General features: G+C 33.3%; 24 protein-coding genes. 23 read left to right on the forward strand and 1 reads right to left on the reverse strand.

Features of this window, described 5'->3' with window-relative positions:
• Window positions 1-99: 99 nt before the first annotated feature.
• The 6 genes from rplF to G6CMJM_RS00860 all read left to right on the forward strand — a co-directional run bounded on the left by rplF (window position 100) and on the right by G6CMJM_RS00860 (window position 3,862).
• A complete protein-coding gene (gene rplF / locus G6CMJM_RS00835; protein ID WP_129718595.1) occupies window positions 100-636 on the forward strand; it encodes a 50S ribosomal protein L6 in 537 nt (178 codons plus the stop codon).
• Complete coding sequence (gene rplR, locus G6CMJM_RS00840) at window positions 636-992, forward strand: 50S ribosomal protein L18 (protein WP_129718596.1); 357 nt, start codon at window positions 636-638, stop codon at window positions 990-992. The genes rplF and rplR overlap by 1 nt, the downstream gene beginning before the upstream one ends.
• Before the next feature lie 2 nt (window positions 993-994).
• Complete coding sequence (gene rpsE, locus G6CMJM_RS00845) at window positions 995-1,570, forward strand: 30S ribosomal protein S5 (protein ID WP_129718597.1); 576 nt, start codon at window positions 995-997, stop codon at window positions 1,568-1,570.
• Window positions 1,571-1,572: 2 nt separating this feature from the next.
• Window positions 1,573-2,037, forward strand: coding sequence for a 50S ribosomal protein L15 (gene rplO, locus G6CMJM_RS00850; protein WP_129718598.1), 465 nt, complete (start codon window positions 1,573-1,575; stop codon window positions 2,035-2,037).
• Window positions 2,038-2,333: 296 nt separating this feature from the next.
• Window positions 2,334-3,056, forward strand: a complete 723-nt coding sequence (locus G6CMJM_RS00855; RefSeq protein WP_129718599.1) for a hypothetical protein — start codon at window positions 2,334-2,336, stop codon at window positions 3,054-3,056.
• Window positions 3,057-3,568: 512 nt separating this feature from the next.
• On the forward strand, window positions 3,569-3,862 hold the full coding sequence (locus G6CMJM_RS00860) for a hypothetical protein (RefSeq protein ID WP_129718600.1): 294 nt from the start codon (window positions 3,569-3,571) through the stop codon (window positions 3,860-3,862).
• Window positions 3,863-4,065: 203 nt separating this feature from the next.
• On the opposite strand, the gene G6CMJM_RS00865 is transcribed toward G6CMJM_RS00860, so the two are convergent.
• Complete coding sequence (locus tag G6CMJM_RS00865; RefSeq protein WP_129718601.1) at window positions 4,066-4,335, reverse strand: hypothetical protein; 270 nt, start codon at window positions 4,333-4,335, stop codon at window positions 4,066-4,068.
• 523 nt (window positions 4,336-4,858) lie between these two features.
• Between G6CMJM_RS00865 and G6CMJM_RS00870 the strand changes: the two genes are divergently transcribed.
• From G6CMJM_RS00870 to G6CMJM_RS00950, 17 genes are all read left to right on the forward strand, one after another.
• Window positions 4,859-5,716, forward strand: coding sequence for a hypothetical protein (locus G6CMJM_RS00870; protein ID WP_129718602.1), 858 nt, complete (start codon window positions 4,859-4,861; stop codon window positions 5,714-5,716).
• A gap of 263 nt (window positions 5,717-5,979) precedes the next feature.
• Complete coding sequence (gatC, locus tag G6CMJM_RS00875; RefSeq protein WP_129718603.1) at window positions 5,980-6,273, forward strand: Asp-tRNA(Asn)/Glu-tRNA(Gln) amidotransferase subunit GatC; 294 nt, start codon at window positions 5,980-5,982, stop codon at window positions 6,271-6,273.
• Between the two features lie 9 nt (window positions 6,274-6,282).
• Window positions 6,283-7,683, forward strand: coding sequence for an Asp-tRNA(Asn)/Glu-tRNA(Gln) amidotransferase subunit GatA (gatA, locus tag G6CMJM_RS00880; protein ID WP_129718604.1), 1,401 nt, complete (start codon window positions 6,283-6,285; stop codon window positions 7,681-7,683).
• Window positions 7,683-8,096, forward strand: a complete 414-nt coding sequence (locus G6CMJM_RS00885) for a hypothetical protein (protein WP_129718605.1) — start codon at window positions 7,683-7,685, stop codon at window positions 8,094-8,096. The genes gatA and G6CMJM_RS00885 overlap by 1 nt, the downstream gene beginning before the upstream one ends.
• Window positions 8,096-9,610, forward strand: coding sequence for an Asp-tRNA(Asn)/Glu-tRNA(Gln) amidotransferase subunit GatB (gene gatB, locus G6CMJM_RS00890; RefSeq protein WP_129718606.1), 1,515 nt, complete (start codon window positions 8,096-8,098; stop codon window positions 9,608-9,610). The genes G6CMJM_RS00885 and gatB overlap by 1 nt, the downstream gene beginning before the upstream one ends.
• A 143-nt stretch (window positions 9,611-9,753) precedes the next feature.
• Window positions 9,754-10,116 (forward strand): hypothetical protein, encoded by a 363-nt coding sequence (locus G6CMJM_RS00895; RefSeq protein ID WP_129718607.1) that lies wholly within the window; start codon window positions 9,754-9,756, stop codon window positions 10,114-10,116.
• Between the two features lie 124 nt (window positions 10,117-10,240).
• Complete coding sequence (locus G6CMJM_RS00900) at window positions 10,241-10,921, forward strand: hypothetical protein (RefSeq protein WP_129718608.1); 681 nt, start codon at window positions 10,241-10,243, stop codon at window positions 10,919-10,921.
• An 83-nt stretch (window positions 10,922-11,004) separates the two neighbouring features.
• Window positions 11,005-12,153, forward strand: a complete 1,149-nt coding sequence (locus G6CMJM_RS00905; RefSeq protein ID WP_165302651.1) for an aminotransferase class V-fold PLP-dependent enzyme — start codon at window positions 11,005-11,007, stop codon at window positions 12,151-12,153.
• 2 nt (window positions 12,154-12,155) lie between these two features.
• Entirely contained in the window at window positions 12,156-13,244 is a 1,089-nt protein-coding gene (locus tag G6CMJM_RS00910; protein ID WP_129718610.1) for a DsbA family protein, read from the forward strand.
• 139 nt (window positions 13,245-13,383) lie between these two features.
• Window positions 13,384-14,568 carry an elongation factor Tu gene (gene tuf / locus G6CMJM_RS00915; protein ID WP_129718611.1) on the forward strand — a complete coding sequence of 395 codons (1,185 nt, stop codon included), beginning with the start codon at window positions 13,384-13,386 and terminating at the stop codon, window positions 14,566-14,568.
• A 132-nt stretch (window positions 14,569-14,700) separates the two neighbouring features.
• On the forward strand, window positions 14,701-15,126 hold the full coding sequence (locus tag G6CMJM_RS00920; RefSeq protein WP_129718612.1) for a helix-turn-helix domain-containing protein: 426 nt from the start codon (window positions 14,701-14,703) through the stop codon (window positions 15,124-15,126).
• A 199-nt stretch (window positions 15,127-15,325) separates the two neighbouring features.
• Window positions 15,326-15,637: a 30S ribosomal protein S10 gene (gene rpsJ / locus G6CMJM_RS00925; protein ID WP_129718613.1), complete on the forward strand. Its 312-nt coding sequence runs from the start codon at window positions 15,326-15,328 to the stop codon at window positions 15,635-15,637.
• Window positions 15,638-15,771: 134 nt separating this feature from the next.
• The gene (locus tag G6CMJM_RS00930) at window positions 15,772-16,356 is read left to right on the forward strand and encodes a hypothetical protein (RefSeq protein ID WP_129718614.1); all 585 of its coding nucleotides are present in this window, start codon (window positions 15,772-15,774) and stop codon (window positions 16,354-16,356) included.
• 274 nt (window positions 16,357-16,630) lie between these two features.
• Window positions 16,631-18,775, forward strand: coding sequence for an anaerobic ribonucleoside-triphosphate reductase (nrdD, locus tag G6CMJM_RS00935; RefSeq protein ID WP_420887508.1), 2,145 nt, complete (start codon window positions 16,631-16,633; stop codon window positions 18,773-18,775).
• Between the two features lie 121 nt (window positions 18,776-18,896).
• Entirely contained in the window at window positions 18,897-21,227 is a 2,331-nt protein-coding gene (gene topA, locus G6CMJM_RS00940) for a type I DNA topoisomerase (RefSeq protein ID WP_206660760.1), read from the forward strand.
• Between the two features lie 237 nt (window positions 21,228-21,464).
• Window positions 21,465-22,526, forward strand: a complete 1,062-nt coding sequence (locus G6CMJM_RS00945) for a sigma factor-like helix-turn-helix DNA-binding protein (protein ID WP_129718617.1) — start codon at window positions 21,465-21,467, stop codon at window positions 22,524-22,526.
• A 189-nt stretch (window positions 22,527-22,715) separates the two neighbouring features.
• A complete protein-coding gene (locus G6CMJM_RS00950) occupies window positions 22,716-25,421 on the forward strand; it encodes a type IV secretory system conjugative DNA transfer family protein (protein WP_165302653.1) in 2,706 nt (901 codons plus the stop codon).
• The last annotated feature ends 3 nt before the right edge of the window (window positions 25,422-25,424 follow it).

The following is a 25,424-nucleotide window of genomic DNA, read 5'->3' on the forward strand; positions in this document are numbered from 1 at the left end:
ATTAAATGCGAGTGAAATTTGGGAGATTTTGCGAATGGTTGAAAAATCAGAAGCACATTGCAAAACAAACATCACTCTTAAATTGAAAGGAAAAGTTCAATGAGTCGAATCGGAAAACTACCTATTGAAGTACCAGCCGGTGTGACAATCACGATTGACGAGAACGAGATTTCAGTTAAAGGACCTAAGGGTGGATTAACTGTTCCTCATTTGTCAGACGTAACAGTTACTCTTGATGGTTCAGTATTAAAAGTAGAACGCAATAATGATGAGCGTGTAGCGAGAGCACAACACGGTTTAGAGCGTGCACTTTTGAATAATGCTGTAACAGGTGTAACAAAAGGATTTGAGAAAAAATTAGAAGTAAACGGAGTTGGTTTCCGTGTACAAACTAATAATCCACAAGAAATAGAAATGCAGCTTGGATTTTCCCACCCTGTAATCTACAAAGCAAAAGAAGGTATTACATTGTCAAACGACAAAATGGTTATTACTGTTGCTGGAATTGATAAACAAGCTGTTGGTCAAGTTGCTGCAGAAATTAGAGCATTAAAGAAACCTGAACCATATAAAGGTAAAGGTATTAAATATGTTGATGAAGTAATCCTACGAAAAGCAGGAAAGGCAGGTAAATAATGTCTAACGCATTAGCTCACAAAAAACAAAATCAAGTTTTGCGTAAAAATCGTGTTCGTGCAAAAATTTCTGGCACTAATGAACGTCCACGCTTAACAGTAACAATCAGTAATATGCATGTTTCAGCACAAATTATTGACGATGTGGCTCAAAAAACTTTAGTAGCTGCAACAACTGTTGGTAACAAAGTTAAAGGCTCAAAAACTGAGATGGCAACTTTTGTCGGATCTGAAATAGCTAAAAAGGCTAAAAAAGCTAAAATTAATGCAGTAGTATTTGACCGTAATGGGCGTCAATATGCTGGTCGCCTAAGTGCGTTGGCAGAAGCTGCACGTAAGGAAGGATTGGAATTCTAATTATGGCAGAAGCACAAAAAAATCAAGCTCCTCGCCGAAACAATGGTAACAGAGGCGAAGGACGTGGAAGAAGAGGTGGACGACGCAACGATCAACCACGTGAAGAGAAACAATTTGAAGAGTTAGTAATCAATATTGACCGTGTTTCTCGTGTTGTTAAAGGTGGACGCCGATTCCGTTTTAAAGCATTAGTAGTTGTAGGTGATAGAAAAAATAAAGTTGGTGTTGGTGTAGCTAAAGGACAAGATGTTACTGCAGCTATAGCTAAAGCAACTAATGTAGCTAAAAAGAACCTAGTAACATTTGCATTAGAGGGAGATACTATTCCTCATGAAGCTGAAAAGAAAGTTACTGGTGCACATGTACTACTAAAACCAGCAGCTCCTGGTACAGGTATTATTGCCGGTGGTGTAGTTCGTCAAATTATTGGCGTTACAGGTGTTCGTAACATGCTTTCAAAATCACTTGGCTCAACAAACAAAGTTAATATAGCTTATGCAACAGTAGAAGCTTTAGCTAGCCTTGTTCCTAAAGAACAATGGATTAATGCTCCTAAAGCAAAAAAGGAGAATAAATAATAATGAAATACAATGAACTTCAAGTTTCAGCAAATAAAAATAAAATTCGTGTAGGTCGTGGTATTTCTGCTGGTCGTGGTAAAACTGCTGGTCGTGGTACTAAAGGACAAGGTGCTAGAACAGGTAAAAAACTACGTGCAACGTTTATGGGTGGCCAAAACTCTATCGTTAAATCTACTCCTAAAACACGTGGATTCAAATCACTACGCAAGCCTGCACAAATTGTATACCTAGACCACTTGAATGATCTAGCAGGTGAAGTAGATAACTTCCGCCTTTATGAAGAGGGTTACATCTCAACTCCTTTCCATAAAGTAAAAGTTATCGCTAGAGGTGAATTATCAGAAAAAGTTACTTTAAAAGTTCAAGCAGCTTCTAAATCAGTTGTTGAAGCAATTGAAAAAGCTGGTGGTAAATTTGAAAAAGTACCAACTCCTCTAAAAAAATCCGCTAAAGAATCCGAATAAAAACTATTTTTCTTAGCTAAAAAAGTGAGCGTTATAATATGCTCACTTTTTTTTATACTAACTCTACCTTTTTTTGCTATTAGATATTTTGTTACTACTTGCAATAATAGTAAATATATGTTATAATACTGCTATCATTTTTCGGATGAGTAATTTTATATTTTGGAGGTGTAGTTATTATGGAACTACAAAATAAACTGTTTCTGAAAAAAACGCAAAAAAATATTAGAAGTACAAGAATTTTTGTTTTTTTCTGCCATTTTTTACTAATTATTGTTTTTGCTTTAATCGGCGGAATGAATAAACAAATGGATATAGAATTATATCCAACTATGCTATTTCTATTATTCGGCGAAGCTACTGCTATTATTGCCGACTGGGCTATGTTTAATACTGGTGGACGATACGACTTTAAAGTTAAGTCTATTCTAGATTCAACTGCCGTAGTTAGCGTAACGGCTTATGATAGTTGTGGTGTAGATATTGATAAATGGGACCAAATTTTAGAGATCGACCAATGGGAAGAACTGCTAAAAGAACAAGAGCTTGAAAAAAATAATAATGATTTAAGCTATTTTATTGGAAAAACAAGCACTTTTATGAAAGAGCGTTTTAATTATAGCGTACTTGTAAGTGTTTATCTATTCTACTTATTCTCATTATTTTTATGGAAAATAGGGGAATATCTTGATATTATTGACTACTATAATTTAAATAGTATATTGTTCTTTAGTATTATAAACTTCTTAGTTGCCTTTATTTTATTGACCCACTTATTTACTGGAGTTAACGGATTTATTGAGCTATCTTTCGGAAATCAAGCTGGCAATTTTATACCTGCAAAAGTAAGCGTATTAAATTCTAACGGTAGACGCATAAAAGAAGATACGGTGATTGAAATGTTAGTTAGCAAATCTGACAGACATATCAATATTCTAGGTTCTTCTTTTTATGGTGGAACTATAGAAAATTCTAAGCTAAGAATAGCGTTCCAAAATAATAAGACTGCTATTTTATAACTATCTCCATATGCCCCCTATATTAGGGGGTAATTTTATATATAAAATATGTTATTTTGGATAGAATTTTTAAGATTTATTTATCGACAGATGGAATCTCTTATGAAGAAAAAATTAGGAGAAGTCTTACTCGCTAATTCCCAAGGACCCACCTCGTGGGTCTTTTCTCATCCCTCAATTCATAGTAAAATATCCCTCTGAATCAACAAGATAGTATTAAAGATGTTAGTTGTAGTGAAGAAGAGATAGAAGAAAACCAAAAATAGAATTGACATATATTTTCATATATGGTATAATAAGCAAGTAAAACATCTTTATTTTATGTAACTTGCATTCTTCTTTGAAAAAAGAATTTATGCGTTCATTTACGGTAAAACCTACCGTGGGTGAACGGTAGGTTTAGTATTTTTTAAGGAGGGAAAAGTATGGATTTACCAAAAGATATTAATAGCACATTTGTTTGGCTTGACACACTTTCTGACCCATATTCAGATGATTCTATTGCAAGAAGATTGGCAATATTATGCGTTGAAGACGAGATAATTTCAAGAGTTCTTGATATGCCTATCAAACGAATAGAAGAATTACGCAACATGAATACAGCCTTATCTAACAAGATGAAACATTTTGCGATAAACCTAAAGAAAGAGCTTGAAGCTATCCCGAAAGATGAGCTTATGCTTATTGGTGCGGACGGAATTGATGATGCTATTTCTAAAACTATTGGAATGGATATTGAAGTATATGATGAAATGCTAAAGATGTTTAGATATAATAATGCTATCTTTGGAGAACCTATACTTTAATCTCAAGACCCTCGTGGGTCTTTTTCATTTCGTTAATTTTTCTCTAAAATATACCTACCTGCTACAATAGGAGGTTTAGCTTTTTAGTTAACGATAGTACTTTAAGACATAAAAATCCTCCTGTTATGTTGATTCAGGGGAGAGTATTTTACTATGAATTAAGGGATAAGAAAAGACCTCTCATTCAGAGAAGCCTTAAAAAATCAAATGTTACTATCTTTTAGCCCTTCTTTTAAAAGCAAATATTGATCATTCGTCAACCCAAGAGTTTCCTGCATGATATACTCAATAGTATCTTGGAGTTCTTGTTGTTCAACAGAGCCCCTTTCATACAAAAGTTTAGATGAACCATCTGTTTTAGATATATACCTCATTACATTATTAATTGTTTTTTCATTCTTTTCAGATAACTTAACCTGTTGTTTTAAAGTATATCCTGTAATTTCTTCAACAATTTCTCGACCATTAGACATAAATGGCATGTAATCAAAGTAAACTAACAATCTTCTTGCCACACTCTCTTTTGAATATGGGTCATTAGCGGTATCGTTCCAGATTATTTGCTTAATTCTGTCAGGAACACGATTTTGAAACATATATTTTACCTCCAAATTTTATCCACCGCTTGCTCGGTAGATATACTTATTTCCTACCAAGTGCAAGGGCTACAAATCAGAAGTATAGTCTGAAAAGTACGAAAATATTAGATTCTATAGCTTAATTATATACTAATATTTATGTTTTGTCAATAAAGCCTATAAGCTCTTGGAATCGAGTAGTATAAATATTACATGAGCTAAAACGAAGAATAGATGAAGCGAATACCCTAGAATCTATAAAAAATATATAAAACTATTATAAGTAGATTTATTAAAATACTATCAAGATCTTTCAATAGGGCTTTTTCTTTTTGATAAAAATGTTATAATATACTTAATCACATCAATAATATTTTTAAATGGTGTGAAGAAAATTTTATATCTGGAGGTGGTTTCAATGTTTATGAAATCAAGAAGAAGAAATAGAGATGTTGAAAAAGATATTAGGGACGCTTACAGTGCACAACTGAATTACTACATTATTATACACTTTATAATAATACTTTTAGTTGGTTTTACTGCTTACCGATCAATTAGCCTTGTTGCAGCGGCAGTAATATGTGTTGCATGGGGGACGATATCTGCTATTCATATGTTTTATTGTTTAAATTTAAGGTACTGCTCTGGCTATAGCGTAGAGATATTACCGACAACCAAAAATAATTTTTTCAAAAAAATAGTACGCGATGCTTTAGGGAGAAAAATTTCTAAATATAATGTACATGCTAAAGAAACTAAAACTATAGGCACAGTATTTTATACTAAAAATAAAAAATATTCCTATACGGTAGATCACTCTGCTAAGTTTGAAAAATTTATTATTTACAGTAAAGCATATATGGAATACCGAAGAAAACAAGTAATTTATAATACTTTAAATGTTGGATATTTTATTCTAGCCTTCTATTGTTTAGCTGCTATTGTTAATTTCTCAAGTTCATTGGATTTTTTAATTAAAGTAGCTATTATATTTATTTGTCTATTATCTATCATTCTTATTATTTATGTACATTTTTACAAAAAAAGTCTTTTAGCTGAAATAAGAATTACTTTTGGAGAACGTAAGGGCGATAAGATAAATGCAAAAATAGAGCTAGATAATTTAAATAAATCTTCAATAATATCTAGTATTGTAGCTTCACAAGATATCTCTTTTTCAATAAATAATGGTATAGTAACTGTTAAATATTTGAACCTATTCAGTATTAGGGATTTAGAAGGAAAAACTTTATTTATAAATCCTAAAGATATATAACCTCTTATATTATTGCACCTCAATTAAAGGGGTGCAATTTACTTTTGTTGTAAAATACAGCTAAAATATGTGAATCTATTTTTACAGAAATAGATAGAACTTTGAAACAGAAGAAATTGGAAATAAAATCAATATTTTGCTAAAAAATAAAGCACCTCTTTAAATGGCTAGTTTTATAAACTAGCTCAACATCACCGTCATTACAGGGTGATGTTTTTTATTACTCTTTTTTACTACTGATTAAGGTGTGGTATAATTAAAGAATGAGTGAAATTTCCAAACAAGATATTGAACATTTGGCAAAACTTTCTAATTTAAAATTAGAGGATGCTGAAGTAGAAAATCTTCAAGAAGATTTAAAAAATATCATTGGCTATATCGAGCAACTTTCTGAGCTCAATACGGAAAATATCGAGCCTACATATCAGGTATCAGATAACCAAAATATCTGGCGAAAAGATGAAATAAATAACTATAATGTCAACCGTGATAAGCTACTAGATCTAGCTGGCGATAATATTGTAGATAATCAAATTAAAGTACCTAAAGTGTTATAAAGGGCGATTATGAATATTTTTAAGATAAGAGATGATATTTTAAATAATAAAACTACTGCCGAAGATGAAGTTAAGAAAGCTTTATCCTTAGCAAAAGAAAAACAAGAATATAATGCTTTAATTAGCTTAACTGAAGAACGAGCATTAGAAAAAGCTAAAGAAATAGACCAAAGGCTTAAAAATGGCGAAGAGGTTGGTGAATTAGCTGGTGTTCCTTTTGTAGTTAAAGATAACTTTTTAGCTTTTGGTGCCCCAAGCACAGCGGCTTCAAAAATGTTAGCAAATTTCAACGCACCACTTCAAGCTACTGCCGTAGAAAAATTAGAGGAACAAGGAGCAATCTGTATAGGTAAAGCAAACTTAGACGCCTTTGCTCATGGTGGGTCTACAGAAAATTCTGCATATGGTGTAACAAAAAATGCTATAGATATTAACCGTGTAGCAGGGGGATCATCTGGTGGTTCTGCAGTAGTCACAGCCTTAGATATAGTACCTTTTGCATTAGGAAGTGATACAGGTGGTTCAATCCGTCAGCCTGCAAGTTTTAATGGGGTATATGGCGTTAAACCAACTTACGGAACGGTTAGTCGCTTTGGCGTAGTAGCTATGGCTAGCTCTACTGATACTATAGGTGTTTTCACTAAAACTGCTAAGGAAGCTGACTTAGTAATGAAAATTATGGCTGGTCAAGATGAAAAAGACATGATGACCTTACCTAATTTTTACCAAACTATAGAAGCGCCTAAAAAGGCCAAGATTGGTATTATTAAAGAATTTATGGATGAGGGTATTGATGAGGATGTTAAAAAAGCTACATTAAACTACGCCGAAAAACTAAAAGCTGCAGGACATGAAATAATAGAGGTTTCTTTGCCAATGAGTAAATATTCTTTGGCTATTTACTATATTATTATTCCTGCCGAAGTTTCTTCTAACCTTGCTAGATATGACGGAATAAGATATGGCTTAAGATCTTCTAAAGCTACAACTCTTGGAGATGTTTACGGAATAAGCCGAGATGAAGGATTCGAGAAAGAGAATAAACGACGAATTATGATTGGTTCATATGTACTTTCTTCAGGGTTCTTTGATGCTTATTATATGAAAGCACAAAAAGCAAGAACGCTTCTTAAAAATGAATTTGAAAATTTATTTACTCAGTGTGATTTTTTGTTAGGACCAGTTACACCAACGCCTGCTTTTAAGATTGGCGAAAATACACAAGACCCAATAAAAATGTACTTAGCCGATATCATGACTGTACCTGCTTCATTAGTTGGGCTTCCTGCAATATCAGTTCCTGCTGGAGAATCTCAGAATGGCCTACCTATAGGCGTACAAATTATTGGTAAAATGAAAAGTGATGCAGAAATAATTGCATTAGCTGATTCACTGGAGAATAATAAATAATGGATTTAGTATTTTTTGCTGTAGCTATTCTAATTTGTGCTATTCTACTTTTCATAGTTATAAATATGACAAAGCCACATAAGGTGCATTTGGATAAAGAAAAATTTCAAACTAACTGGTTAAAAATTGAAAATTCATTAGAAAAAACTAATCCAGCAAGTTGGCATTTAGCACTTATAAATGCTGATAAGCTAGTAGATACTGCCCTACGTGAATTATACATACCTGGTCAAACAATGGGTGAAAGGCTAAAAAATGCAAAAGGGAAATTATCTAGCCCTAACTCTATTTGGCATGCGCATAAATTACGTAATGTTATAGCTCATGAGGCTGATGCCGAAATTAATTTTGACCAAACAAGAAGAGCTATGAGTAGCTTTAAGCAAGCATTAAAAGATCTAGGAGCAATTTAATGGAAGATATATTAAAAAAGTATGAAATGACGATAGGTATTGAGTGTCATGTTCAGCTAAAAACTAAAACTAAACTCTTCTCAGGAAGTGACAACGACGCAAGAGATAAAGAGCCAAATGAGGCTACATCACCAATAGATTTTGGTTTACCTGGAATGTTGCCAGTACTCAATAAAGAAGCCGTTGTTCTTGCTGTGCGAGCAGGAAAGGCATTGAATGCTAAAATTGCAAATGTTAGCCGTTTTGATAGAAAACATTATTTTTACCCAGATTTACCAAAGGGCTATCAAACATCACAGCTATACCAACCAATTATTGGAGAGGGTGAAATAAAGCCAATACTACCAAATGGCGAAGAATTTACCGTAAGAATTGAACATGCCCACCTAGAAGAAGACGCTGGAAAACTTACACATTATGGTGATTATTCCTTAGTTGATTTAAATAGGGCAGGAACACCTCTAATTGAGATTGTATCAATGCCTGATATACATTCTTCTGAGCAAGCTAGAGCATATGCTGAAGAATTACACCGAAGAATGATTTTTGCCGATGTTACGGAGGGCGATTTATACCAAGGTAATATGCGATTCGATGTTAATATTTCAGCTAGAAAAATAGGTGACCCAAAATTAGGAACTCGCACAGAAATAAAGAACTTGAATAGCTTTAGAAGTGTTGAAAGAGCAGCCCAATATGAATTTGAAAGGCAAGTTAAATTATTAGAAAAGGGCGAAAAAATTAAACAAGAAACTAGAGGATGGCTTGATGATGAGCAAAAAACAGTTTCACAGCGTAGTAAAGAAGAAGCTCAAGACTATCGCTACATGCCAGACCCTGATATCCCTCCAGTAGTTTTATCTAATGAAGAGATTACTAAAATGCAAGCAGGATTCCCAATGATGCCAAATCAATATAGAGAATACTGGAAAAAACTTGATCTTGATAGCTCTGTAGTAAACTTCGCACTTAGCCATAAAGAAGTAGCTGAGCTTATGCAAGCTATACTTGGAGAAGGATACCACAAAACTCAAAAAGAACTAATAGATGAACTAGAGATAGAGGACTACGATATTAAAAACCATAATGAAAATGTTAAACGTATTTTTAACTGGTTTGCATCCATTCCTGCAGATGAATTAGACCTACATAAAATATGGATGGGCTACGCAGGACCTAGAAGAACACTAAGGCTTGCTAATATGGTACAAAAAAATCAGCTTAGTTCTACTGGAGCTAAAGAAATTTTTATGTCATTCTTTGATGAATCTACGGCTGGAAAAATGCCTGAAGAAATAGCTAAAGAAAGAAATCTGCTTCAAGTTTCTGACGAAGGAGCTATTGCTAAAATAGTAGATGAAGTATTAGCTTTAGAAGAAAGCCAAAAAGCTATTGCCGATATTAAAGCCGGAAATGATAAAGCTATTGGATTCCTAGTGGGACTAATTATGAAAAAATCTCAAGGAAAAGCCAACCCAGCTATGGCACAAAAATTAATTAGAGAACGAATCTAATAATATAAGCTAGATATTTCAAATAAGAACACTTATTTAACAAATGGGTGTTCTTATTATTTTATAGTAGCTATTTATCTTTTAAAATGATAAAATTAACTTTAAGAAATAAATTTTCTTAGTACATTCGAAGGGCGGGAATAATGATGAATAACAATACATCAGAATTATTAAAACAAAGGTCAATTGAAACTATCAATAATGAAATTATAGTTGCAAAAACAATACTTTTTAATATTTATAACGAATTAGAATTGATCGAAGAAACAGTCCTCAATTTAGGAAGACATTACGATAAAGCTAAACAAAATGTTCGAAAATTGAAACGTACAAAGCCTTATCATCAGTTATTTTGTGACTATTGCTCAGAAAAAGATTCTTTAGAATCATTAAAAAATGACCTTAAAGCTATTACACGTAAACGTAATAAATTAAGAAATAATTTAGCTTACTATCAAGACCAGTATAGCAATTTATTACAAGAACTAGCAGAGTTTAAGCCTTAAGTATATTTTTTACCTCCTATTATTGGAGGTATTTTTTTATTGACATATCTACAATTTTATGCTAAAATATTTTCTATTAAGCATTAGATTGCTTAGAAATTTTTTATTTTTGGAGGTGCTCCTTATGGAAGAAGCAACACTAATCAAGAAATTGTCGACATCGCTTGAAAATATATATATTTCTCAAGAAGATAAAGATTATATAGAAATCTTACTAGAAGACTATAGATCTTTACGGTATGAAGCAGAATGCTACACAAGAACTTTAGGTGGACAAGTTTATATTAATGAAGATCCATTTAAAGCATTGTCTGAGTTACTCTCAGAATATGACGAAATTTCTTTATTTAATTGGGAAGTTTTAGAAGCTAAAGATGTTCTAGTGAAACTCCTTGAACTATACTACGATGTTTCTGCTTTCTTGACGGTATATTGCATAAAATATGTTTGTTCCGTTAAAGAAATTAAAAAGAATCATCATGCTGCTCGTATGCGTGGTAAGGCACGCTCGAAGAGTTTACTAAGCAAAAAAGTTAAAAAAGGGAAAAAACATTTTGCTAAGACATTGAGAAGTGTTTCTATTGTAGAATCGCAAGAATGCGACAGTGAAGTGCGAAAGAAATTAAGGAACGTTTCTAATCGGGAATATAAAAACAGGAAAAAAACTATCTCGAAAAATAGAATTATTGAGTTTCACGAGAACTCAGTATCTTTCCCGGAAAGAGAAGAAAAGCACCTTAGAAAAGCTATTCGCAAAGAATCAGAAGCAAATAAATTAAATATTCGCGCAAAGCAAATGGCTTAAACATCCATCACCAGCTATAGCTGGTGATTTTTTATTATCAATATATGGTTATGCTATAATATTAAGATGTAAAAGGAGTTATTTTGGAAGATTTTGATTTTTTAGAAAAAGATGCTTATTACTTTGATTCAGCATGCCAAACTTTACGGCCAAAACCAGTTATTAATGCATTAAATGACTATTATTTAAACTATAATTCTTGTGGAGAGCGAGTTAAGTACGAATGGGGTAAGAAAGTAGACGAAAAGGTAGAAGAAACGCGTGAGTCTATCTTAGATTTATTGAAATTAAAATCAAAGCATTATTTTGTAAGCTTTACACTTAATACTACTTACGGAATTAATTTATTACTAAATCAATTAGACTTGCCTATAGAAAAAGTTATAACTAGTGATATTGAACATAATTCTGTTTTTTTACCAACTATAACTTATAGCCAAAAACATAATATTGAACGAGTTATATTGCAAAGAGAAGATGACGGCACTTTACCTATAAAAAATTATAACTTTAATAAAAGCTTAGTTGTAGTAAATGCTATGAGTAATATTGATGGTAGGTTACTAACTAACATTAAAGAAATAGTGAAACAAGTTAAAAAGCAAGGTGGGTTTATTATTATTGATGCAGCTCAAGCTATGGGAAGTAACTACGAGCTACTACAAAAAATACCTGCTGATGCAATAGTTTCTTCTGCCCATAAAATGTACGGTGCTAGCCTTGGTATTATGGTTATTAATAAAGACTTAATGAAATACTATAAACCTAGCTTTATAGGTGGTGGTACTGTTTCAGAAGTTAAAAATGATAGCTTTTCTATGCTAGACGGCGATCACTTACATTCAGTGCTAGAGCCTGGCCTTCAAGGATGGGGAGAGATCATAGCTTTAAATGAGGCTATAAAATGGCTTAAAAAACATAAAAAACAATCGAAAACACTAGAATACGGTAAAGAAATATTTGATTTCCTAAAAGACCAAAAAGACGTAACTGTAATAAATAATAGTGCTTCTTCCGTAATAAGCTTTTATCATCATAATCTAGATGCTCATTTAATAGCTGAGGCTTTAAGCGATGAGGGTATTATGGTTAGAAGTGGGTATTTTTGTTGTCATTACTATTTAAAGGAAACTAAAAAATTACCACATCTTGTGCGTATTTCAATAGGCCTACATAATACTAGGAAAGATATAGATAAATTAAAAGAAATTTTAGAAAGGATTTTTAACTAACAATGGTTTGTATAGCAGCTTTTATTATATTTTTAATTATATGGCTTTTTACACCGTTAATGAAATTATTTGGTTTCAAAAAACAGGCTAATAATATTAATAAAATGTTTAAAAAATCAATGTATTGTTTTACAAGAAGAGCAACTTTTAGAGCTTGCGATTCAAATTTTAAAGATGAAATTAAAAACTCAATACTAAAAAAATTAATAGTTAAACATAAAAAATGGGTTAAGCCAGTATATTGGGGCATTGAGATTTCAGCACTGCTAATAGTTATTATTACTATTTGGTCATTACTTACAGTTATTAAATCCTCTTTATCACTATACGCTTTTGGTACTTGTGACGTAAAAAAGCCAGAAGCTTGTGCTTTAAATTCTGCTGAAGCTTGTTCTATAGACGGTTCAGGAAGTGGCAACCCTGTAATTGACTGGTTTGATGAATGGAAAGAGGTTATTAATGCTATTCCAGGACGAATGAGAAATTGGAATGCTAATAATTTTATTCCTAAAAACGGTAGCTATTATAATCAATATGAAAATAAAGAAGACAATCTTCCTACGGCTGTTGATATTTTTGACCCTGGCTGTATTGTTTGTCGTCGTTCATTCGTTAATCAAAAACAAAGTAATTTCTTTACTAAACATAAAACTTATTTAATACCTTACGTTATTTCTGGAGAAAAAGGGGATAAATTCGCTAACTCAAACCTTATAGCCCGCTATATTGAAGCAGTAAGAGGTACTCAGCCCGAAAATGGTAAAAAAATAGCTGTAGAATGGGAAATTGCAGAAAGAATTTTTACCCACAAAGATGATAATAAATCAGTTTGGCAAGACAATTTCAACGGTAATAGTGGTAAAAAAATGAGCGAAGCTCAAGTTACTGAAAAATTAAATGAGTGGATGAAGGAATTAGGCTATTCACAAAAGCAAATTGAAGATATTGTCATAAAATTAAAATCTAAAGAAGTAGAGCAAAAGATTCTAGATAATCGCAATATGGTAGAAAAAAATATTCAAACTAAAAAAATACCAACAATGATATTCAATGGACAACGTCATGATGGTATTTATAAACTTGAAAATTAGTTTTTAACTATTTACAAAATACAGATTATTAGGTATAATTACAGGTAGCGTCGCGTCGTGCGTTTATGCCGGCAATCGAGCCGACTTGCTCGTGCGATGCGTAAATAAATAATAAAATAATTTAAAGGAGAAATTCTAAATGGCAGAATTTGACCGCTCAAAGCCACACGTAAACGTTGGTACAATGGGACACGTTGACCACGGTAAAACAACTCTTACTGCGGCTATTACAGCAGTTCTTGCAAAAAGACTTCCATCAGAAGTTAACAAACCAGTTGCGTATGACCAAATCGACAACGCACCAGAAGAAAAAGCTCGTGGTATTACTATTGCTTCTTCTCACCAAGAATACGAATCACCTAACCGTCACTACGCACACGTTGACATGCCTGGACACGCAGACTATGTTAAAAACATGATTACAGGTGCTGCTCAGGTTGATGGTGCCGTTCTTGTTATTGCAGCTACTGACGGTCCTATGCCACAAACACGTGAACACGTGCTACTTGCAAAACAAGTTGGTGTGCCTAAGATTGTTGTATTCCTAAACAAAATGGATATGGCTGATGAAGAACTTGTTGAACTAATTGAAATGGACGTTCGTGAACTTCTTAGCGCAAACGGATTTGATGGTGACAACGCTCCAATCATCAAAGGTTCAGCTCTTAAAGCACTTGAAGGTGATGAAAAATACGAAGATGCTGTTATGGAACTTGTTGAAGCTATGGACAGCTACATTCCAGAACCACAACGTGATATGGATAAACCATTCCTAATGCCTATTGAGGACGTATTCTCAATTAAAGGTCGTGGTACAGTTGCTACTGGTCGTATCGAACAAGGTGTTGTAAAACTTAACGATGAAGTTGAAATCGTTGGCCTACGCCCATCACAAAAAACTGTTGTTACTGGTATTGAAGCCTTCAAGAAATCTCTTGATCAAGGTCAAGCAGGTGACAACGCAGGTCTATTGCTACGTGGAATCGACCGTGACCAAATCGAACGTGGACAAGTTATTGTTGCTCCTGGAACACTAACTCCACACACAGAATTTGAAGCTGAAGTTTATATCCTAAAGAAAGAAGAAGGTGGACGTCATACTCCATTCTCAAAGGGATACAAACCACAATTCTACTTCCGAACAACTGACGTTACTGGTGAAGTTGAATTACCAGCTGACAAAGAAATGGTTATGCCTGGAGACAACGTAACTTTCAAAGTTAAACTACAAGCTCCTATCGCCATGGAACAAGGTCTAAACTTCGCTATCCGTGAAGGTGGACGAACAGTTGGTGCTGGTGTTGTAACAAGCATCATCAAATAATTAGTTACTATATAAAAATAGTATAACTAGTAAAATAACCTCCTAACAGGGGGGTTATTTTTTATATTTGTATTATACCTAAAATATGCTATAATATCTAAAGGCTAATTCAAAAGAAATGGGGTGGTCTGAATGAGACCGAAAACACCACCAGAAGTGGTGCAAAAAATTATTAATATAGCACTTCAGGATACTAAAAGAACGCTATCAGCATCTAAAATTGCCTCCTTGGTCAATGTTTCTAGAAAAACGGTACAAAGGATTTTAGCTAAGAACAATATCAGCCTACAGGCAAATAAAAAAGATATTATAGAAGTAGCTGATAATGAAGCAGCTAAGAAACCTGAAAAGTCTGCTCGAACATTATCTAAGGATTTTAATCTAAGCCCTACAACTATTCGTAAAAAGTGTAAGCATTATGTTAAAAAATCCAACGCATTATCTAGTGAAGAGATTGAAGAAATAATAGCTACCTATAGTCGTTATAAGTCAATAAAGAAAACTGCCAAAGTTTTAGGACGATGTCCAAAGACAATTAAAAAATATCTTTCTCGCTAGCGAGTAGTGTATAAGCTAAGTTTTATCTTAGCTTTTTAAAATTTAGGAAGGTTTTAGATGAAAAATATTCGTGTAATTGACTTTGGCTATTATTTATGTTAAAATCTAAAAGTTATTAACATTGCTTGAGAATTCACTTTATTTTATCTTAAAAAATATCGAGAAGTTACAAGCCTAATAAATTATAAAAGGAGACAAAATGTCAGAAGGATTAACAATCCGTATCCGTCTAAAAGCTTACGATCATAAAGTAATTGATCAAAGTGCTAAACAAATTGTTGATACAGCAATTCGAACAGGTGCAAACGTAGCAGGACCAGTGCCGCTTCCAACAAGAAGAAGTACTTTTACAGTAGTAAAAAGTCCTCACGTTTACAAAACGGGTGGAGAAGCATATGAAATGCGTGTGCACAAGCGTCTAATTGATATTAATAATGCTACACCTAAGACTATTGAATCTTTGCAAAACCTAAGCCTTCCAGCTGGGGTTGATGCAGAAATTAAAATGTAATATAAGTGTTACTTAATATAAAAACACCTTTTAAAATAAAAGGTGTTTTTATTTATATGAAAAAGCATTATTGACTTTTTAATATTATTATGATATAATAAAGTTATTCTTTATTTATAGGAGGTACTTTTATTATGATAAATATGTGGAGCGCAGTAATTGTAGGGTTGTTTGTATTTTTACCTTTATTTTTAAATAAGGGTAATAAAAAAATGGCCTTATACTTTATGACAACATTACTTTTCGGGATGATACTAGTATTTTATCAATTAACTACTGGTAATAAGCTAGTAATAATCTCAGCATTACACTTTGAGCAAGTAAGCAATGGCAGTTGGGAATTTTATTGGAATGGCGTAATTGATAGCGTTATGATGATAATTTTCAATATTCTATCATTTATTGGCCTCAAAAGTATGGTACGCGTAACATCAGTTAAAAATGCTGTTTTCGTGGTTCTATCAGGGTTAGTTGCTGTCCAAACTATTTTTGTGGTATTACCTACACTGTTACCATCCGACGAATTGCTTTACTACTTAATTCAACCTTCTATAGTATTATTTTATTGTATAGTCTTTCATTTTGGTGCTGGCGAAAGCTACCAAGAACGTAATAAGCGTTTAGAGAAAGAAGAGCAAGAAGAATATTATTCATTTAGAGAGGTAGAAGATAAGGAGGAAGAGGAAGAAGAAGAGAAAGAGGAAGAAGAGGAAGAATAAAAAACATTTTATCATATATAGCTTACCTTTAAATAGGTAGGCTTTTTTATTTTTAAATAATAATACGCTATATTTAGTGTTTTTTATTGCAAAATGATTAAGCTAACGCTATAATATATATATCGAGATAAAAATTGACGAACCTTAAAATTACACATTTTTGGTGAATAAAATGACAAATAATCTACAATACAAGCTTTTTGACGATTCTCAATACACTAGATATACTGATGCTAAAGTACAAAAGCGTGATGGTAGACTGGTAAATTTTGATATGCATAAAATATCTAATGCTATTAAAAAAGCCATTATTGCGCAAACTGGAAGTTTTGACGAGTACGGTTCTTACGTGCTAGATAAAACAATGCTTTATATTGATAGTGCTATTGATCATGACGTGCAAATGGGAACTACAACTTTCACTATAGAAGAATTACAAAATATAGTGGAGGCTCACCTGCATTTAGTTGATGCAAATATTGGAAATTGTTACAAAACCTATCGCTTAAAACGAGATGAAATACGCCAGAAAAATCGCGACGTAAACCATCAAGTTGGAGCTATAGAACGTGGCGATGAAACTGTTAATAATGAAAATGCTAACAAAGATGCAAATGTATTCAATACTAACAGGGATAAAACAGCAGGGCAAGTGGCTAAGGTTATTGGTCTTCAGATGTTGCCTCCTCATGTAGCAAATGCACATGAAAAAGGCGATATCCATTTCCACGACTTAGACTATAGTCCACATCTTCCACTAACAAATTGTTGTTTAATTGATTTTGAGGAAATGCTAAAAAATGGCTTCCGTATTGGTAATGCCGATGTAGACAGCCCTAAATCAATAGGAACAGCAACAGCACAAATAGCTCAAATTATTGCAAATGTAGCGTCTAACCAATATGGTGGCTGTTCAGCCGATAGAATTGATGAAATTCTATCACCTTACGCAGAACTTAACTATAAGAAAAATCTTAAAAAGATTTCTGATATTAGCTATGTTTTTAATGAGCTAGCTAGCGTTAGTACTGCTAGAAATCAAAATAGATTTAATGAATTTCTAGAGCAAAAAGCAACAGAATGGACTATTAAAGATATTTACGACGCTGTGCAGGCTTTGGAATACGAAATTAATACGTTATTCTCTTCTCAAGGTCAAACACCTTTTACCACTTTAGGTTTTGGTTTAGGTACTGGTAAATGGGAAAGGGAAATTCAAAAAGCCATTTTAAAAATTCGTATTTTAGGGCTTGGTGCTGAAAAAAGAACTGCTATTTTTCCTAAGCTAGTGTTCACTCTTAAACGAGGTATAAACCTTGAAAAAGAAGACCCTAACTACGATATCAAAATGTTAGCCCTAGAATGTGCTACGAAACGTATGTATCCTGATGTGCTTAGTTACGATAAAATAGTAGAACTTACAGGCTCTTTTAAAGTTCCTATGGGTTGTCGTTCTTTCCTACAAGGATGGAAAGACCAAGATGGAAACGAAGTTAATGCAGGGCGTATGAATTTAGGCGTTGTAACCTTAAATTTACCTAGAATAGCCCTTGAAAGCGAGGGTGATTTTACTAAATTTTGGAACATTTTGGAAGAACGCTTAGAAATATGCCACGACGCTTTACTTTATAGAGTAGAAAGAGCAAAGCAGGCTATTCCTAAAAACGCACCTATTTTATATAAATATGGAGCATTCGGAAAAAGGCTTTCTGATAATGATGAAGTTGATGAGGTCTTTAAAAATAAGCGCGCTACAGTAAGCCTTGGCTATATTGGTTTGTATGAGGTAGCAACTGTATTTTTTGGTGGTGAATGGGAGGAAAACCAAACTGCTAAAAATTTCACTCTAAAAGTTTTAGAAAAGCTTTACCAGAAAACGGTTGAGTGGGGTAATATGCATGGCTATCATTTTAGCGTTTATAGCACTCCAAGCGAGAGTTTAACAGATAGATTTTGCAGAATGGATAAGGAAAAATTTGGTACAGTAACCAATATTACAGATAAAGACTACTATACTAATTCATTCCATTACGATGTACGTAAAAATCCTACACCATTTGAAAAACTTGACTTTGAAAAAGATTATCCAAAATTTGCTAGCGGTGGCTTTATTCATTATTGCGAATATCCTGTTCTTCAACAAAATCCAAAAGCGTTGGAGGCTGTTTGGGATTTTGCTTACGATAAAGTAGGCTACTTAGGTACTAATACGCCAATTGATAAATGTTACGAATGTGGATTCGAAGGCGACTTCTTACCAACTGCTAAAGGTTTTAAATGCCCTAATTGCAATAATAGAAACCCAGCAACGTGCGATGTCGTCAAACGTACTTGTGGGTATTTAGGAAATCCTCAAATGCGTCCAATGGTTAAAGGGCGACATAAGGAAATTAAATCTCGAGTAAAACATATGAGATAACAGAAAGGTAAATGTGTAATTAAAGCTACTGCCAAATGGTGGTGGCTTTTTCTTTAAAAAATATATTTTTATAATTTGAATAAAAAAAATATAAGTGCTATACTTAATCAAGTAAAAAATTATGAAAAATCTAGTAATCGTAGAGAGCCCAGCAAAAGCTAAAACAATTGAAAAATATCTTGGTAAAGACTTTACCGTTATGTCTAGCGTAGGACATATTCGTTCTGTAGCTAAAAAAAATAAAAATGGTGGTAGGCCAATTGAAACAAATAATGACTATAAAATAACTTTTGAAGTTGATAGCACTAAGAAAAAAGTTGTAACAGAATTAAAAAAAGCAGTAAAAGAAGCTAGTGAAATATGGCTCGCAACCGATGAAGACCGTGAAGGAGAGGCTATTGCTTGGCATTTATGCGAAGTTTTAAAGCTTGACAAAAAAACTACTAAGCGAATTGTTTTTCATGAAATAACTAAAAGTGCTATTGAAGAGGCTATTAAAAACCCTCGCCATATTGATATGAAAATGGTAGAAGCTCAACAAACAAGGCAAGCATTAGACTGGCTTGTTGGTTTTGATTTAAGCCCTGTAGTGTGGAGGAAAGTACCTGGCGGTAAAAGTGCAGGTAGAGTGCAATCTCCTGCAGTAAAATTATTAGTAGAAAGAGAGCGGGAAATCAACAACTTTAAAGGTAAATCATCTTTTAAGGTTACTGGTGAATTTAGCGTCCCAAATTCTTTGGAAATAATAAAAGCAGAGCTTAACCATAAATTTAGTAGTAAGGATGAAGCTATAACCTTTTTAAAAAATATAAAAAATTCTACCTTCACTATAGATGGCATTACAAAAAGTCCAAGCAAAAGAAATCCAAGCCCACCATTTACTACTTCAACTCTGCAACAAGAGGCAAATGCACGTTTAGGCTTCTCGGCTAAAAGCACTATGGCTGCAGCTCAAAAATTATACCAAAGTGGTAAAATTACCTATATGCGTACCGATAGCGTAAACTTAAGTAAATTTGCTATTGCTAGCAGTAGTGAGTTTATTAAAAGTAATTTTGGTAGCAAATATCACCATGCTCGTAATTTTAATACTAAATCAGCTAGTGCTCAAGAAGCACACGAGGCTATTCGCCCAACAGTAATAGCTAATGCTAAAGCTTCCAGCAGTGAAGACCAACAAAAAATTTATAATTTAATACGCAATAGAACTTTAGCCAGTCAAATGGCTCCAGCAGAAATTGAAAAAACAACTATTAAAATAGCTATCAATAATAGCGAATATCTATTTGAAGCTAAAGGCGAAATTGTTGTATTTGACGGGTTCTTAAAAGTATATGGAAATAGTAAAAAAGATGAGTTCCTACCAAATGTAGAAAAAGGCTCTAGTATTAATTATGATATTATTACAGCTAAAGAAGTTTTTGCTCGCCCTCCTGCAAGATATACCGAAGGTTCATTGGTTAAAAAATTAGAAGATTTAGGTATTGGTAGGCCAAGTACTTACGCCACTATTCTTGATACTATCCAGGCAAGAAAATATGCAGAAAAAGGAGAGAATGAAGGGAAAGAAAGAGAAGCCCTACAAATAACCTTAGATAAAAATAACCCTCAAATAGCTCAGCAAATAATTCAAGAAAAAACTGGTGCAACAAAGGGGAAATTATTACCTACGCCAAGTGGTGAAGTTTTAAGCGACTTTTTAAATACTCATTTTAATCAAGTTGTTGACTATGGCTGGACGGCTAACCTTGAAAACGATTTTGACCAAATTGCCTTAGGCGAAAAAGAAAGGCATAAGGTGTTAGATGACTTTTATCTGCCGTTCCATGATTTAATTATGAAATCTGGTGAAATTGACCGAAACCAAGTTACCCCAACAAGAGAACTTGGAGTAGATAAAAAAACAGGCAAAAAAGTTTTTGCTCGCTTTGGACGTTTTGGTCCTATGATACAACTAGGAGATAATAGTATTGAAGGCGAAGAGCTAAAATTTGCACCTATGCCTGCTGGCGAAAAAATTGAAACCGTAACTCTTGAAAAAGCAATGCAGATGTTTGCACTGCCAAGGTTAGTTGGTAAGACCGAAGACGGTGATGAGATAACGGCTAATATTGGCCAATACGGACCCTATATTAAAATAAAAAACCTTTTTGTAAGTATTAAGCCTTTATCTCCATTTGAGATATCTGAAAAAGAAGCTCAAATGTTATATGCTGAAAAATTAAAGAATGATGAAAAAAGAGTTCTTAAACGCTTTAAAAACGGCATCGTTATATCAAGAGGAGGATTTGGTAGAAAATATATTATATTTGACGATATAAAAGCCTTATTGCCAAAAGATATTGATATAGAAAAAATAACCAGCAAAAAAGCAGAAGAAATAATTAAACTTGCTAAAAGTAAGAAAAAACCAGCCAAGAAATCTACTTCAAAACGAAAAACTAAAAAATAATACTACATAAAAAATACCGGTAAATACCGGTATTTTTTATGCTATATTTAAGCATAAGCACAACTATAATATAATAAAAATCAATAAAATAAATTTTTATCCCATTTTTTATTTGTTTTAGCAATTTTATGTTATAATTATATTAGAAACAGTATAATATAGTGTTGACAAGTACTGTATATTATTTTAAAATATTATACAGTTTTTATTAAAATAAATTTTAACTGAGACGGAGAAATGGATACTAGCACAGAATTAAAAAATGATAGATTCCAACTTGTTGACTTGGTGGTTGATAAAATTCTTGCAATTATTGAACACCCACGAGAAAAGGAAATTATCACAAGACGTTTCGGGTTGGGCACAAAAAAAGAAACACTGGAGCAAATTGGCGAAAGACTAGATATAACGAGAGAACGTGTTCGTCAACTAGAAAAGGCTGCTCTTATACGCTTAAAAATCGCCGCAGAAAAAGGTAAAATTGACCATTTATCTGAAATTGAAAAAATACTTATTCGTAATTTAGCAGAAGCAGGAAGAATTGATCGTACAAAAAATATCGTTAGAAAAATCCTAGGCGAAGATAAAAATGAAAAGTATACTACTAATTTTATTTTTATCGCCGAAGTAAGTAGTAAGCTAGTTCTACTTTCTGAAAATGATAAATATCATAGTTCAATCGCTAACGCTGAATACGGTGATGAAAGAAAAATTAAAAAATCTATTGATGAAATTGTCAACATCATCAAAAAACAAAAAAGTCCAGTAACTTTAGAGTATTTAGATAATCAATTAGACTACGAACACCCTAGCCAAATTAATGCTATTGCTTCTATTAGCAAACTACTGGCTACCTTAAATGGTTTATGGGGTCTAGAAAAATGGCCTAGTGTTAACCCTAAAAATATTCGCGATAAAATTTTTGTAGTTCTAGAAGAAAATAAAAGCCCAATGCATTTTTCTAAAATTGCTGAGCAAATTCGTGAAAGTGATTTTAGCAGAAATGACGTAACTACTCAAGCTATTCATAATGAACTAATAAAAGATAAAAGATTTGTTCTAATTGGTAGGGGAATTTATGCTCTAGATAGCTGGGGATTCAAACAAGGAACTGTAGCCGACACAATTACTATAGTTCTAAAAGAAGCAGGTGAGCCTCTATATCGAGATGAAATTGTAAAAAGGGTACTAGAAAAACGCCAAGTAAAAGAAACAACTGTCCTTCTTAATCTTCAGAGCAAAAAACAATTCAAAAGAGTTGCTAAAGCTACCTATGTACTAGCCGAAGAAGAACAATAATAAAAAGCTTTCCCATATCTGTTATGGGGCTTTTTAAATATTGATTTTTTATCGTTTTTATGCTAAAATTCTGGTAGTATGTCAGAATTTTTTCATTTTTTATTTAGCCCAATAGTCTGGCTAACAATTGTAATTATATTGTCCTATCTTACTTACCAAAATTATAAAAAAATAGATAAAATTAACGTAATGAATACAGATAGCGTTCTTCTTGCTATTGAAATTCCAAAAACAAATGATAAATCAGAACTAGCAGCTGAACAACTTTTAGCTAGTTTGCACGGTATCTTAAGGGATGAGACCGAACTTAAAAATAATAATGGAGTGCAAGAACATCTTAGTTTTGAAATAGTATCGGTTAACGGTGCTATTCGTTTTTATATTTGGATGCCACGCACTTTGCAAAATTTTGTTGAGGGGCAAATATATTCACAATATCCAACGGTGCAAATTTACGAAGCTGAAGAAGATTATACTAAAAATGCTTTAGATGGCCAAAAAGTCATTGGTACAAGTGAAATTACTTTAATAGAAGATGAAGCCCTACCAATTAAAACTTTTGATGGCTTTGAAGTGGACCCCTTAGCAGGTATTACTGGTACACTCGCTAAGCTAGATGGCACTAACAGTCAAATGTGGATTCAAGTTTTAGTTCGCCCTGTAGCTGATAGCTGGCATAAAAAATCTGATGAATGGGTTAAAAAAGTTAAAGAAGGTAAAAAAAGTTTTAAACTTGATGGAAAATATTTATTAAATGTATTAAAAGCCTTAGTAACACCACCTGAGGGAGGAGAGAAAGCTAAAAAAGAGCCTAGCGAACGAGATAAAGCTAGAATATCTAAAGCAGAAGAAAAAGCTACAAGGCTTGGATACCAAGTAAAGCTGCGTGTTGCCTTTTTAGGAGACAACGAAGAAACGGCGCGCCTACAAATTCAAGCTTTAACTGGTACATTCAAACAGTTTAACAGCACCAATCTAAACGGCTTTAAATCAGCTAGTTCAAGTTTTGATCGTGAAAAAATTAAAGCCTTTCAATCACGCTTCTTTTTTGATGACGGCTTTATTCTAAATATTAAAGAATTAGCAAGTATCTGGCACTTACCACACACTAATGTGGAAACACCCAATATTGTTTGGGCTAGTTCTAAAACAGCAGAACCACCTGCAAAACTCCCTACATTAACTGGCGATAGGGCAATAGATGATCAAATTTCTGCTTTTGGTCTTACTAATTTTAGGGGTATTAATCATCAGTTCGGTATGTACCGCCGTGACCGTTCTCGCCATCTTTACATTATTGGGCAAACTGGTGCAGGTAAATCTGGTACTTTAGAGCTTTTAGCTTTAAGCGATATCTACCATAATCACGGCTATGCCATTATCGACCCGCATGGTGATTTTGCTCAAAACAACCTCCGTTTTATCCCTGAAAGACGTTTGCAAGATGTTATTTACTTTAACCCAGCAGATAAATCTTTCCCTCTAGCCTTTAACCCGCTAGAAGTTATTGACGAAAACAGAAAACCAAATATTGCCTCTGAAGTTATTGGTGTGCTTAAAAGAATGTTCGGTGATTCATGGGGTCCACGCCTAGAGCATATTTTACGCAATACTTTATTAGCCCTTCTTGATCGTCCTAATGCTACACTTCTTGATATAACTAGAATGCTTACAGATACAGATTTTCGTAAAGAAACTTTAGACTATTGTAAAGATGCTACAGTTTTACAATTCTGGAAAAAAGAATTTGGTCAATGGGGTGAAAAACAAATTAATGAAGCAATTGCACCTGTTTTAAATAAGGTTGGTGCTTTTACTGCTAACCCTATTGTGCGTAATATCCTAGGTCAACCAGAGTCCTCATTTAATATTCGTAAAATAATGGATGAGGGTAAGATACTGGTAGTAAACCTTTCTAAAGGTCTTATCGGTGAAGATAACGCCTCCTTACTTGGTTCATTCCTAGTTACTAAAATTCAGCTAGCAGCTATGTCACGATCAGACATTGATAGGATAGAAGATCGTCGACCATTCTATTTGTATGTAGACGAATTCCAAAACTTCGCTACTGATTCTTTTGCCGTTATTTTGTCTGAAGCACGTAAATACGGCCTTAACCTAACAGTTGCTAACCAGTATGTATCACAAATGACTGATAGCGTTAAAAATGCTGTTTTCGGTAACGTTGGTTCAATGATTTCTTTCCGTGTTTCAGTGGAAGATGCTCCAGTACTCGCTAAACAATTTGAGCCTCAGTTTGATGCACAAGATTTAATACAAATGAATAATCGCCATTTCGTGATAAATATGGTTATAAAAGGGGAGAAAACCCCAGCTTTTAGTGCTAAAACATTAGATTTACCAAAACCTATTAACGATTTTACTGCTAAAATTATTGAAAATACAAGGCGTAGGTACGGCAAGCCAAAGGCTGTAGTAGAAAAAATGATTGCTGATATGCTGACGCCACCACCACAATTACAAACAAAGCGTATGGCACAAATTCAAGGTTTTGAATATACTGCCCAGCAAATAAAAGAAAATGTATTTGCGCCCGTAAAAACTAATAATAAAAATCAAAAAACTAATGCAGCAAATACTGAAATAAAGCCAATGTTTCAAACCGAAAAAATAAGTCTAAACGGAAATAGTAAACCACTAGACCCTAAAAAGGTGTCGCCAAACTCCTTAGAACAGAAAGAACCATCATTAGGCCTAAAAGATCTGTCTAAAGCTATGGCTGAAAAAGGCATTGAGTTACCACCTCAAAATAGCGTCAAAAAGAAAAGAAGAAAGCCAAGGCATAAAAGCATAAATAAAGCTTCTTCTAGAATTAACCTAGAAAAACCTGTAAATAGAATTAACGATACTGAACTAAAGATTGAAAGAAATTAACCA

It is taken from the genome of Candidatus Nanogingivalis gingivitcus, from assembly GCF_004151455.1.
Classification (GTDB): Bacteria; Patescibacteriota; Saccharimonadia; order Saccharimonadales; family Saccharimonadaceae; genus Nanogingivalis; species Nanogingivalis gingivitcus.